We start from the raw sequence: 12,581 nt of genomic DNA on the forward strand, positions 1-12,581 counted from the left end.
CGCGGGCGGGTCGATCCGGGCGAGGACGACGGGACTACGGCCCCTCGCTCCGCCGATAGAGGTGATACTCGCAATCCGCGCAATCGCGCAAATACGGCGGATGGCTCCGATTTGCCTGAAAGACCGCCACGTGCTCATAGGTCGAGAGGGCATCGGGCGTCTCTCGGAGGATGGCGTCTCGCTCGGGCGGGCGCAGGCTCACGTACTGCGGCTTCAGCTGCTTCATGAGCTCGCCGTAGGACCAGACCCCGGAGCGCTGCACGATCGCGGAGACCTTCGGCTCCACGAGCCCCGGGAAATCGATCACCTTCCGGCCGCGCAGCCCCCACCCGACGTGACCGAGCGGCTCCAGCATCAGCACGTCATCCGGGGCCGCGTTCGCCTCGACGTATTTCACCAGCGGCCACTTCACCTCGTCGACCACCGTACGCTCCAGCCGATGGTGATGGTTCACCACGACGACCCCGGCGACCGCGAAGGCCACGGCGGTGAGCGCTGGCACGCCGAGCCTCACGCGGGGATGTGCGCGGAGCGCCGGCAAACCGAACCAGCCGATGGCGGAGAGGACCAGCACCGCGGCGCGTGTGGGGAGGAAATACCAGGCGTGCATGGCGCTGGTGAGGATCGCGTACACGGCGAAAAAAAGGATGTACGCGGCCAGCACGAACGCCACCCGGCGCGTCGGCTCGGGCAGGTTTTTCCAGGCGATGACGAGCGAGACGAGGCCGAGCGCGATCGAGAGGACCGCGCCCTGGTTGAAGAGAGAATGGTCCAGACCGGGCGCGCCGAGCCCGAGCGAGAGGGTCGACGAGAGAAAGCCCTTCGTGTTCGCCACGAGCTTCGACGCGTCGAGCGTCTGGGCCGCGAAATAGACGGCGCGTTTGGCCAGGACCGACTGGGGCACGGGCGTCCCGTACAGGAGCGTCGCGCAACCGATCCAGCCCGCGAGCAGCGGTAGACCCGCCGCGAGCACGCCGGCGAAGTAACGCGGGCTCCTCGTGGTCGAGAGCCGCGCCAGAAACCAGCCGGGGACGAACCATATCGTGTCCGGGCGCGTCAGGCCGAGCAGCGCGAGCAGGAGCCCCTCCGCGACGGGCCGCGGCTCACGGGTCAGGAGCAGGAGGCTCGACGCCATCAGCGCGAGGACGAGCGGCGTCTCCAGGCCCGCCAGGCTGCCCTCCAGGAAGGGGCCATTGCAGAGGAGGACGAACGTGGCGAGCGCGCGCTCGATGGGCCGGAAACCCAGCCTCGCGAGCAGGCGCGCGAGGACGAACACGAATGCCGCGAGGACGACGACCGCAAAAACAGGGCCGATCACGGGCATCTCGACCGGAAGCAAGGCGCGGAGCAGCGCGAGGCTCATCATGTGGAGCGGGGACGTGAAGCCCATGACGGGCTCACCCGCGTTGAACCCCGGTTCTCGGCGCTCCACGAGGTTCCAGACGTGACGATAAGTGATATAGGCGTCCTCGCTGGAGTCTTTCCACGCCGCAATGGCTCCGGCCATGACGAGGTACCCGAGCCCGATCCACAGAAAATCGCCCTCGAATACAAATTCACGGAGTCGCCGCGTGCTCGTGGATACCATTCTGGTACCGCCTCGCCCTTCCGCCAAGGTTTGCGCCGCCCCGAGCCGCGGACGCCGGCCGATTCAAGCCGGTGGAGCGCTTCCCGCGCCTTGCTCGTCCTCGGGGGCCGACGGCTGGGTCCTCTTCCGTGAGGGGCGCGCCGCCGGGACGGCGTCGTCCTTGTAATACCCGTCGCGGCGGTAATAATAGTATCGATACTTGTATTCGTGTTTGTTGAAGTTCACGGCGTTCAGCACCGCGCCCGCCTTCGTCGCGCCGATGTCCTGCAGCGCGCGCACCGCGTGCCGCGCGAGGTCCTTCGTCGTCTTGAACGCGCGCACGACGAGCACCGTGCCGTCGACCAGCGTGGAGAGGACGGCGGCGTCCGTGACCGGCACGATCGGCGGGCTGTCGATGATCACCCGATCGAAGCGCTTCTTCACGTCGTCGAGGAACTTCTTGAACTTCTCGCTATGGAGCAGCTCCGCCGGATTCGGCGGGATCGGGCCGGCGGGTATCACCCACAGATTCGGCACGTCCGTGTCGAGCACGGCCTCGTCGAGCGAATCTTCGAGCATCGCCGTCGTCACGCCGACCTCGGAGCTCTTGCGGAAGACGCGGTGCACGCGCGGCCGGCGCAGATCACAATCGATGAGCGCGACCTTCTGCCCCGCCTGGGCCATGACGATCGCAATGCACGTGGCCACCGTGGTCTTGCCCTCCGAAGGCCCCGCGCTCGTGACGAGCAGGGTGCGGTAGGGTTTGTCCGGGGCCATGAAGAGCAGGTTCGTCCGGATGGTGCGCGCCGCCTCCGCGATGCCGCTCGTCGGCTGCTCGTGCACGATGAGCTCGGAGTTCGTCAGGCGCACCGGCTTGCCGCGCTGCCGCCTGGGCGCATACGAGCCGGGCTTCCCCCCGTCGTCGATCTCGGGCAAAAGGCCGAGGAACGGCAGGCCGAGGTCCTTTTCGACCTCGTCGGGCGTCTTCAAGCTGCGATCGAGCAGGCCGCGGGCGAGCGCCGTCGCGATGCCGAGGAGGACACCGAGAAAAACCCCGATCGCAATGCTGCGCGTGACCTGCGGCCGCACCGGCGCGCGCGGGACGAGCGGCCGATCGAGGACGCGGATGTTGTTCACGCGGAGCACGCGCGCCAGATCGCTCTCCTTCGTGCGTTCGAGGACGAGCGAATAAAGCTTTTCGTTGTTCTCTTTCGAGCGGCGGAGGCGGTTGTACTCGATTTCGAGCAGGTTCAAATCGAGCGCCTGCTTCTTCGCCCGCTCGAAGAGCCCCGAGAGCCCCGCCTCCTGGCGCTTCAGGACGGCGAGATCCTTGTCGAGGGCGCGCTGGATGTTCTTCACCTCGGCGAGCAAGGCCTTCTTCGCCGCCTCGGCCCGCGCGTCGGCCTCCTTCACGTCGGGGTAATTGCGCCCCTTGCCCTCGCCGAGCAGGCCGTCGCGCGTGCGGATCGCCTCCTCGTACGAGGTCCGGAGGCCCATCAAGACGTGGCTCTCCAGAAGCTCGCTCGCCGGCAAATCCGTGGGGTTTTCCCCCTTCACCTTCGCGAGCTCGTCCCGCCGCGCCTGGACCTCTTCTTTTCGTGTACGGACCGACGTCAGCGTGTCATTGAGCTGCTTCATCTCCTCGCGCAGCATGTTCGACTGATCGTCGATCGCCACGGAGAGGATGTTCTTGTTCTCCTTGTATTCGTGCAGCGCCATTTCGCTCGACTCGAGGTCGACCTTGAGTTTGTCGAGCTGGCTGCGCAGCCAATCGGCCGCCGTCGCGGTCGAGGTCACCGCGTCATCGAGGTTCTGCTGGACGTAGGTATCGACGAGGACGTTCAGAATACGCTGGGCGCGCTGCGGATCGGCGTCCTCGAGCTTCACCACGGCGAGGCGGCTCTCCTTGACCGCGTCGACCTTGAGGCGGCCGCGAAGCACCTCCGCCGCGATTTCCTCGGACACGTTCGCGTCCGGCGCGGGCGTGCCCGGCGGGAGGTTGCCGAGAAAGCCGCCGTCGTGCTGGAGCCCGAGCTCGCTCACGACGGCCGTCGTGACCTTCATCGACTGGATGATCTTGTATTGCGTCTCGTAATACTCGCGGTTGTCCCAGAAGCTGCCCGCGCCGAGGTCCACGATGTTCTCGACCTTCTGGCCGAGGGGACGCGGCGGGTTCGGGTCGAAGAGGATCGTCGACTGCGCCTGGTAGATCTTGACCTGACCGAGGGTATTGAACGTCGCCGCGAGCGAGACCACGAGCGCCGCCCCGAGCGCCGTGGACCAGTACTTGCGGACCATCTGCCAGACGACGGCGGGGCCCAGGGCCCCCTCGGGCGCGCGCTCGACGGCCGCGGCGGGCTTGGGCGTCAGGGTCGAGGTTCGGGGGGCGTCCGTCACGGTGGCACGTCGAGGAGCGGCCGAGCTGGCCGGCTCCGCCTAAGGTGCGCCCACGTCCCCAGATGTTCAAGCGGGCCGCGATCGCGGCAAGAGCTTACTCCCTGGCGGGGATCGCGGCCGAAAATTGGGGGGATCGGGGCCTCGCGGGCTACGGTCGGCTTTGCGTGCTCGGTGATCTCGTCAAGCGCCTGGTGAACGGCGTGGTGCTCCTGCTCGGGAGCCTCGCGTTTTTCCTCGTCCCCGTCGGGGGCAAGACGTCGGCGCAGCACGTCGTGGCGATCTTCTCCACGAAGCCGGCGCGCGAGGCGGCGCAAGCCTTCGCGCACGCGGCGCGCGACCTCGCCCACGAGGTGGCCGCGAACGTCGAACGAGCCAAGCGCGCCCCGGCCCTGCCCGACGCGAAGCCGAAGCCCGCGCATGGGAGTGAGCGGTAGCTCTTCAGCTCTTCTTCTTGCGCGGGTCCGGGTACTGCGGGTGCTCGTTGTAGAAGGCGTCGAGGCTCTCGCGCGTGATCTCGGCCTCGATGTCGCCCTCGCGCCGGATCTTCGCCTGGCAGCCGAGCCGCGAGTTCAGCCGCACGTCGAAGGCCTTGTCGAGGATGTCCTCCTCGTCCTCCTCGGCCTCCGAGAGCAGCTCCTTGCCGCGCAAAACGTAGACGTGGCACGTCGAGCACGCGCACACGCCGCCACACGCCGAGCCCTCGGGCGCCTCGACCTTGCGCGCCGCTTCGAGGAGCGAAGTCCCGATCGGTACCTCGACGTCGTACGTCGACCCGTGCGCCAGAAACCGTACCTTTGCCATCAGCTCCCCGTCCCGGAGGCGTCGCCTTCCGGTGCGTTATGCCCCGCATGCTCGGCGAGGTGGGCCTCGACGCCCCTCGCCTGCGCCACGGTGCTCTCGATCGCCGCCACATCCTTGCCCGCGATCGCGCGGGCGATCGCGCGATCCATGCGCCTGCCGGCCCAGCCGTGCGTGACCTCGTCGAGGACCTCGGTGCGGCCGCGAATGATCGCCGCGCGCGTGCCGCGGATGGCCTCTTCGAGCCCGGCGAGGGCCTCGTCGATGCGCGCGCGCTCCTCGTCGCCTTCGAGCAGATCGGCGTCGGCGACGAGGGCCTTTCGCGTGGCGAGCACGACCCGCTCGGCCTCGACGCGCGCCTCGATGAGCTGACGTTTTTCGAGGTCCTCTTCGCCGTGATCGAGCGCGGCCATGAGCATCGCCTCGACCTCTTCGTCCGTGAGGCCGTAACTCGGTTTGACCTCCACCTTTTGCTCGACGCCGGTCGTGAGCTCCTTCGCGGTCACGCTGAGCAGGCCGTCCGCGTCCACGCGGAACGTGACTTCGAGCCGCGCGAGGCCCGCGGGCATGGGCGGGATTCCTTTGAGGACAAAGCGAGCGAGGGAGCGGCCGTCGACCGCGAGCTCGCGCTCGCCCTGGACGATGTGCAGGTCGAAGCCGGTCTGGTTGTCCGCGTACGTGGTGAAGGTTTGTCGCGCGCCAGCCGGGATCGTGGTGTTGCGCGGGAGGATCTTCTCGACCACGCCGCCCATGGTCTCGAGGCCGAGCGAGAGCGGCAGGACGTCGAGCAGGAGGACCTCGTCGGCGCGTTCTTTCGAGCCGGCGAGGATGTCGGCCTGGATCGCGGCGCCGAGCGCGACGACTTCCTCGGGATCGAGGTCGCAGAGCGGCAGCTTGCCGAAGAGTTTTTCCACGTACTGCCGCACGTACGGCACGCGGGTCGAGCCGCCGACGAGGATGACGCCGTCGAGCTCTTCAGCGGTGATGCCCGCGTCGCGGATCGCGCGACGGCAAGCGACGCCCGTGCGCTCGACGATGGGCTTGATCATCGCCTCGAACTCGTCACGTGTGAACGCGATGGGAATTTGCTTGCCGTCGCCGACGGGGATGTCGACCTCCACGCGCTCGGCATTGGTGAGCCCGTGCTTGATCTTGCGAGCGGTATCGAGGGCAAACCGCACGAGCTCGCGCGGTCGCTGCTCACCCACCTCGAGCTTCTCGAGGATCTTCTCGGCCAGCGCGCGATCCATGTCGTCGCCGCCGAGCGCGCTGTCGCCGCCGGTCGAGCGCACCTGGAACACGCCGTCGTCGAGCAGGAGGATCGTCACGTCGAACGTGCCGCCGCCGAGGTCGTAGACGGCGAAGAGGCCGTTCTTCTGCTTTTCGAGCCCGTACGCGAGCGCCGCGGCCGTCGGCTCGTTGAGGAGCCGCAGCACGTCGAGGCCCGCGAGCTTGCCCGCGTCCTTCGTCGCCTGCCGCTGCGCGTCGTCGAAGTACGCAGGCACGGTGATCACCGCGCCGCCGACGGAGCGCAGCTCGTCCTCGGCGAGCGAACGGAGGACCTTGAGGACCTCGGCCGAGACCTCGACAGGCGTCACGGAGCGATCGCGGACCTTGAACCGCACGCTCTTCGCCTCCTCGGGCGTCTTCGGCTCGGCGAACTCGTACGGGCCGAGGCGGCGCGTCTCGGGATCGTCGGCTCCGCGCCCCATGAAGCGCTTCACGCTGACGATGGTCTCGCGTGGAAAGTCGACCGCGAGGCGCTGCGCGTCGGCTCCGACGATCACGCGGCCGCGCGGATCGTAGTGCACGACCGAAGGGACGAGCTTCTCCGCGTTGCAGTCGGTGATGACGACGGGCTTGCCGTCACGGACACGCGCGACGAGCGAGTTCGTGGTGCCGAGGTCGATGCCGATCGGCCTCGGGGCTGCCTTGGGGTCGAAGATTTCGAGTAGAGCCATGGGGGTTCCGGTAGCCCCCATCGTTTCCATGAGGGCCTTTCAGGATCAGGAAGAGAGCTCTTCCTCGATCGCGCTCGCCTCGTCGAGGAAGCGCCGAAGATAACGGAGCTCGCCGAGCTCGGGCAGGACGGCCGCGAGCTTCGTCGAATCCGGATCGGAAACTGCAAACTGGCGGCCCATCGATGCGAGCACCTCGCGCTCACGCAAGCGGATCGCATCCGCGAGCGCATGGACGGCCGCGAGGTCCTTCCGCCGCCGCGCATCGCCGAGTTCTTCGCGCCGCTCCATCATCTCCATCAGGAGATCGGGCGACGGCTTGGGCTCGGCGGTCTCCCCGACGGGCACGCCGGCGCGACGAAGGAGCGCCTCGGCGCGGCGGATCGGGTCCTTCAGCACGCGGAAGGCGTCGTTCACTTCGATCGCGCGCGACAAGGACAAACGCCGCTCCGCCGCGGGCGCGCCCGCGTAGCGGTCGGGGTGGAGCGCGCGCGAGAGGTCACGATGCCGGCGCGCGAGGTCGTCCGGATCGAGGTCGAAGCGGGCCTCGACGCCCAGCGTCTGGAAGGGATCGATCATCGTGAGAGGAGCGGTGGAATGCAGCGTCCGCGCCGCGGCGCGCGGCGCGCGGTTCAGCCGACGGTGAAGGAGTGGCCGCAGCCGCAACGGCTCGCTTCCTTGGGGTTCTTGAACTTGAAGCCCTGGAACATCAGGGTCTTCTCCCAGTCGAGCACCGAGCCGCCGAGGTAAAGGATGCTCTTCTTGTCGCAGTAGACGCGGACCGTGCTCTTGCCCTCTTCGGGGAACTCGAGGACGAGGTCGCCCTTGCGCGGAGCGTCGTCGTCGAACTCGATGACGTACGAGAAACCCGAGCAGCCGCCGCCCCGGATCCCGACGCGGATCGCGGCGTCGGGCGTGCCCCGCTTGGCGAGGTTCGTCCGCATCGCCTCGACCGCCGACGAGCTCACGCCGATCGTCTTCTTCGCGTCGGCCGGCGCAGGCGCCCGCTGCTCCGTCTGGTTGCCCTGCGAAACTTCGCTACTCGCGTTCATCGTACGTTCTCCGTCCGCCGCCACGAAGGCGCCGTCACTGCCCCGCGAGGGCCTTCTTCGCCGCCTGCTTCGACCGGAAGTCGGCGATCGCGCTCTTGATCGCGTCCTCGGCGAGCACCGAGCAGTGGATCTTCACCGGCGGCAGGTGGAGCTCCTCCGCGATCATGCTGTTCTTGATCTGCTCGGCCTCGTCGATCGTCTTGCCCTTGAGCCACTCCGTGGCGAGCGACGAAGAGGCGATCGCCGAGCCGCAGCCGAACGTCTTGAACTTCGCGTCCTCGATGACGCCGGAGTCGCTCACCTTGATCTGGAGACGCATCACGTCGCCGCACGCGGGGGCGCCGACGAGCCCCGTGCCGACGTGTTCGTCGTTCTTGTCGAGCGTGCCCACGTTGCGCGGGTTCTCGTAGTGCTCGATCACTTTCTCGCTGTATGCCATGGCTCGAAACTCTCCTACCTCAAATCAATGCGCGGCCCACTGCACGGAAGCGAGATCGATGCCTTCCTTGTGCATCTCGTAGAGCGGGGACATCTCGCGGAGCTTGTTTACCTTGCGGATCACGAGGTCGGCTACGTAGTCGACCTCCTCCTCGGTGGTGAATCGACCGAGGCCAAAACGAATCGACGAGTGGGCGAGGTCGTCGCCGATGCCCATCGCGTGCAGGACGTACGAGGGCTCGAGGCTCGCGCTCGTGCAAGCCGAGCCGCTCGAGACCGCCACGTCCTTGATCGCCATGATGAGGGCCTCGCCCTCGACGAACGCGAACGAGACGTTGAGGTTGCCCGGGAGCCTGTGCTCGAGCGAGCCGTTCACGATGACCTCGTCGAGCTCGCTCGTGATGCGCCGGCGGAGTTTTTCGCGAAGCGCGAGGATGCGCTCGCTCTCCGCGCGTCCCTCCTCCAGCATGATCTCCGCGGCCCTCGCAAAACCCACGATGCCCGGCACGTTCAGCGTGCCCGAGCGCATGCCGTACTCGTGCCCGCCGCCGTCCATCTGCGCGACGAGGCGCACGCGCGGCTTCGACCGGCGCACGTAGAGCCCGCCAACCCCTTTGGGCCCATACATCTTGTGCGCGGTGATCGAGGCGAGATCGACGTTCATCGCCTCGACGTCGAACGGCACCTTGCCCACGCCCTGCACCGCGTCCGAGTGGAAGAGGACGCCGCGAGAGCGCGTGATCTTGCCGATCTCCGCGATCGGCTGCACGGTGCCGACCTCGTTGTTCGCGAGCATCACGGAGACGAGGATGGTCTTGTCCGTGATCGCCTTGGCGACGTCGTCGGGGCTCACGCGCCCGTCCTTGCCGACGGGCAGGTACGTCACCTCGTAGCCCTGCTTTTCCAGGCGCTTGCACGTGTCGAGCACGGCCTTGTGCTCGATCACCGTGGTGACGATGTGGTTGCCCTTCTCCTTGTAGAGCTCGGCGACGCCCTTGATCGCGAGGTTGTTGCTCTCGGTCGCGCCCGACGTGAAGACGATCTCCTTCGGGTTCGACGCGCCCACGAGCTTCGCCAGGATCTCCCGCGAGCGCGAGACCGCCTCTTCCGCCGTCCACCCGAAGACATGGCTCCGGCTGGCCGCGTTGCCGAACCGGGCGTTGAAATACGGGAGCATCGCCTCCACGACGCGCGGATCGACCGGCGTCGTGGCGTGGTAGTCCATGTAAATCGGGATCTGGATCGACATCGGTTTCGTCTCTCTTCGAAGCACCCTCTAGCGGTCCGCGCCACCTCGGGAATGCCCGTTTCCGCCGTGAATTCCGGCCACCAGCTCAGGCTCGGCCTGCGTCCGATCGTGCACGTTGCAGTCCGTACACGCGGCCACGATCTCGTCGGGAGCACACGTGTCGCACGTGTCGAGGTAGTCGATGCTCGCCTCGAGCTCCCGCTCGAGCGAAGAGAGCCGCGCGATCTGCGCGCGCGTCTCTTCGAGTTTCTGCAGGTAGATCGATCGGACCCGCGCCATCGCCTCGGGCGCCGAGGGCGCGCTCTCCCAGAACGCGACGATCTCCTGGATCTGCGCGAGGCTGAGCCCGAGATCGTGCAGCTTGCCGATCCACCGGACCCGCGTGACCGCCGCCCGATCGTAGAGGCGATACCGGCCCTTCGATCGCGCGTGCGGCCGGAGCAAACCGACTTCCTCGTAATGGTGAATCGCCCGCACCGTCTTGCCGACGGCACGCGCGATGTCCCCGACTTGGAGGAGGCGTTCGTGCCCGTCCCGATCGTCGTCGAGGTCCGGCGGTACGAGCCCCGCCTCGGCCCGCTGTACCCCATGCGCACGAATGCCATCCGGGAGAGGAAGGACACCTCTCTCGAATCCCCGCGCTAAAGGTAGGTGGCGAACCGGTCGCATCGGAAACTCCAACCCTCACGCACGCGTTAGGGTTACCTAACGGAAGGTTTAGGCGGGCCTCGGGAGGCTGTCAACCGGAGCAGGACGAAAATGCACGCGATCGAGCTGAAGAAGCGCGCGATTCCCGAAGCGCTCGCGCTCGGCCCCGCGCTTCTCGAGCAGGCCGCGCAGGCGCAGGCGGCGCATGTGGCGCTGAGCCTGGTCGATGGATCGGCCGTGGTGCTCGGCGCGGCGCAGCGCGCAGGCCGCGTCGTGGACCTCGCGGCGTGCGCGCGGAGAGGCGTCCCGATCTTGCGACGCGCGACGACGGGCACGGCTGCCTGGCTCGGCGGTCGCGGCCTCGTGGTGACGCTCGCGCTGCCGCACGTCGCGGCGCTCGTCGCCGACGCGACGCCGCGAACGCTGCTGAACCGGAACGTGCGCCCACTCCTCGGAGGGTTCACCCGCGCAGGGCTCATCGCGCATTACTTCGGTCGCGAATGGATCTCGCTGCGTCGTCGGCCGGCGGTGCTGCTCGGGTTCGACGTCGCGGAATCGGGCGCGGTGCTCGTGGAAGCGTTCGTCGGGTACGACGCGGCGATCGCGCTGCCGGAAGAGATCACGACGGAGAGCGAACGCGCGGTCGATCGGTTCCTCGGCAAGAAGCCCGCCTCGCTCGCCGAGCTCGCGACCGACGCACCACTCGACCTCGAGGGTTTTGCGCACGCGCTTCTCGAAGGTTTGCGGACACGCGCCCCGTCGATGAGCGCGACGATGACGATCACATCGGAGGAGCTCGACACGCGTCCGTTCGCTCCGATCGATCGCGCGCTCGACCCCGTCCCCGATGGCCTGAACCTTCGCCCGGCCGTGCGTGTCCCGATCGGCTGGATCGAAGCCGCGATCGAGCCCGAAGGCGGGCAGCGCGCCTGGCTTGGTGGAGACGTGCTCGCGCCGCGCTGGGCGCTCGCTCGCATCGCGGCAGGGGCAGGAGCTGGCCTCGCGGAGATCCCGCTCGAAGGCGCGACGATGGCGGATCTCCTCGCCTGCCTCGATCGATCGTAGGACCTCAAAAGAAAAACGCCCCGCGTGAGCAGGGCGTTTTCCCTCGGAGCAAGCCGTTCAGCTCACTTGGGATCTTCGATCGGATCCGTGCCGACGACGACCGTGCCGCCGTTCGCGACCCACTCGAACCCGTCGACGAGCACCGTCGAGTCCCACGAGGTGTCGCCCGTGTCCCAGATGGCCCAGCGGAGCGTCACCTCGTCGCCGCCCTTGATCGGGGCCTGCGTCTGCAGCCACGACGTGCCGCCGGCATCGCCCCACTGGTTGAAGCCCGTGCCGGCCATCTCGCCGGAGCCGAGCGCGCAGCCGTCGCATACGTCGAAGAAGGCGATGTTGACGCTGACGGGGTTCGTGTTCTGGTCGAACGAGATGTTGCCGTTGATCGAGCCCTGCGGCGCGGGGCTCGCGAGCGCGATGAACTGATCGTTGAACGACGAGCAAACCCACTCGGGGTACTCGAACGAGTAGAACTTGAATTTGAACTTGTAGCCCGTCGCGTTCTTCGGCGAGCGGATCGTCACCTGCAGGCCGACGTCGTCGTTGATGTCCGTGTCGCCCGAGCAACCCGGCACGTCCTGCGGGAAGCCCGACGGCGCGATGCCGCTGCCGATCTGGCTGCAACTGATGCCGCCGCAAGCGCCGACCTGACTCGGCAGACGCGCGTAGCCCGAGGAGAGCGTGAGCAGGCGCGTGCCCTTCTGCACGTTCACGTTCGTCCCGAAGTTGCTCTGGATACCGATGTGTCGCGAGTACGTGGCAGCGCTGCCGTTCGCGCGCACGTACTGCGCGTTGAGCACGCCCCACTTCTTCTCGTCCGGCGTGATGAACTGGCAGAGGTCGAGCGCGCGCGCGCCGTTCTGCGGATTCGAATCCTCGATCGCGATGTTGTCGTCGCACGACGCAGGCGCGACGTTGTCGACGACCATGTCGCAGTCCTCGTCCGCAGGCTTCGCCATCGGATCGTCCGGATTGGTGGCGACCTCGATCGAGCCCGGCGAGACGTTGGCGTCGCAGTCGTTGCAGTCGCCCGCCGCCTCCGAGAACCCGTCACCGTCGTCGTCGACGCTCGGATCGGTGCTGCACTGCGCTCCGCTGCCGCCGGAGCCGCTCGCGCCGGGGCCGACGAACGCGCCCACGCTGTCCTCCGACGAACCGCCGTTGCCAGCTTGCCCGGCCCCCGAGCCGCCCTTGCCGCTCGAGTCCTCACCGCCGGACCCGCCGTCGTTGTCGAAGACGCTGCGACCGCCGGTCGCCTGGCAACCCGCGGAGCCTGCCGCAGCGACGCCCAGAACTGCGGCGAGACCGAACAGAACGAGATGGCTACGCTTCATGATCCTTCTCCATCCCCCTCGCACGGAGGACAAGCCAAGCCGGACGCGAACACAGAGCCGTACACCCCGCGCGCGGAC

12 protein-coding genes are annotated in these 12,581 nt (G+C 67.8%); 2 read left to right on the forward strand and 10 right to left on the reverse strand.

Annotated features, from left to right (window positions below):
• Positions 1-34: 34 nt before the first annotated feature.
• Both QHF83_RS26810 and QHF83_RS26815 read right to left on the reverse strand, forming a co-directional pair.
• A complete protein-coding gene (locus tag QHF83_RS26810) occupies positions 35-1,588 on the reverse strand; it encodes a hypothetical protein (RefSeq protein ID WP_282420794.1) in 1,554 nt (517 codons plus the stop codon).
• A 63-nt stretch (positions 1,589-1,651) separates the two neighbouring features.
• Positions 1,652-3,964 carry a polysaccharide biosynthesis tyrosine autokinase gene (locus QHF83_RS26815; RefSeq protein WP_282420795.1) on the reverse strand — a complete coding sequence of 771 codons (2,313 nt, stop codon included), beginning with the start codon at positions 3,962-3,964 and terminating at the stop codon, positions 1,652-1,654.
• Between the two features lie 44 nt (positions 3,965-4,008).
• Here QHF83_RS26815 and QHF83_RS26820 point away from each other — a divergent pair, with 44 nt between their 5' ends.
• Positions 4,009-4,398 (forward strand): hypothetical protein, encoded by a 390-nt coding sequence (locus QHF83_RS26820; RefSeq protein ID WP_282420796.1) that lies wholly within the window; start codon positions 4,009-4,011, stop codon positions 4,396-4,398.
• A 4-nt stretch (positions 4,399-4,402) separates the two neighbouring features.
• Here the strand turns inward: QHF83_RS26820 and QHF83_RS26825 are convergent, their stop codons facing one another.
• The 7 genes from QHF83_RS26825 to QHF83_RS26855 are packed head-to-tail and all read right to left on the reverse strand — an operon-like array spanning position 4,403 to position 10,128.
• Positions 4,403-4,765, reverse strand: a complete 363-nt coding sequence (locus QHF83_RS26825; protein ID WP_282420797.1) for a 2Fe-2S iron-sulfur cluster-binding protein — start codon at positions 4,763-4,765, stop codon at positions 4,403-4,405.
• Complete coding sequence (gene hscA, locus QHF83_RS26830) at positions 4,765-6,723, reverse strand: Fe-S protein assembly chaperone HscA (RefSeq protein ID WP_282420798.1); 1,959 nt, start codon at positions 6,721-6,723, stop codon at positions 4,765-4,767. The genes QHF83_RS26825 and hscA overlap by 1 nt, the downstream gene beginning before the upstream one ends.
• A 45-nt stretch (positions 6,724-6,768) precedes the next feature.
• Positions 6,769-7,299 carry a Fe-S protein assembly co-chaperone HscB gene (gene hscB, locus QHF83_RS26835; RefSeq protein WP_272418549.1) on the reverse strand — a complete coding sequence of 177 codons (531 nt, stop codon included), beginning with the start codon at positions 7,297-7,299 and terminating at the stop codon, positions 6,769-6,771.
• Positions 7,300-7,352: 53 nt separating this feature from the next.
• Positions 7,353-7,772 carry an iron-sulfur cluster assembly accessory protein gene (locus tag QHF83_RS26840; protein WP_282420799.1) on the reverse strand — a complete coding sequence of 140 codons (420 nt, stop codon included), beginning with the start codon at positions 7,770-7,772 and terminating at the stop codon, positions 7,353-7,355.
• Between the two features lie 34 nt (positions 7,773-7,806).
• Entirely contained in the window at positions 7,807-8,211 is a 405-nt protein-coding gene (gene iscU, locus QHF83_RS26845) for a Fe-S cluster assembly scaffold IscU (protein WP_272418547.1), read from the reverse strand.
• Positions 8,212-8,235: 24 nt separating this feature from the next.
• Positions 8,236-9,453 carry an IscS subfamily cysteine desulfurase gene (locus QHF83_RS26850; protein ID WP_348980471.1) on the reverse strand — a complete coding sequence of 406 codons (1,218 nt, stop codon included), beginning with the start codon at positions 9,451-9,453 and terminating at the stop codon, positions 8,236-8,238.
• Positions 9,454-9,486: 33 nt separating this feature from the next.
• Positions 9,487-10,128 (reverse strand): MerR family transcriptional regulator, encoded by a 642-nt coding sequence (locus QHF83_RS26855; RefSeq protein WP_282420801.1) that lies wholly within the window; start codon positions 10,126-10,128, stop codon positions 9,487-9,489.
• Positions 10,129-10,218: 90 nt separating this feature from the next.
• Here QHF83_RS26855 and QHF83_RS26860 point away from each other — a divergent pair, with 90 nt between their 5' ends.
• Positions 10,219-11,172 (forward strand): hypothetical protein, encoded by a 954-nt coding sequence (locus tag QHF83_RS26860; RefSeq protein WP_282420802.1) that lies wholly within the window; start codon positions 10,219-10,221, stop codon positions 11,170-11,172.
• A gap of 62 nt (positions 11,173-11,234) precedes the next feature.
• Here QHF83_RS26860 and QHF83_RS26865 read toward each other — a convergent pair whose 3' ends face one another.
• A complete protein-coding gene (locus QHF83_RS26865; protein WP_282420803.1) occupies positions 11,235-12,503 on the reverse strand; it encodes a choice-of-anchor L domain-containing protein in 1,269 nt (422 codons plus the stop codon).
• Positions 12,504-12,581: the final 78 nt, after the last annotated feature.

Source organism: Polyangium sp. 15x6 (genome assembly GCF_029960785.1).
Classification (GTDB): Bacteria; Myxococcota_A; Polyangia; order Polyangiales; family Polyangiaceae; genus Polyangium.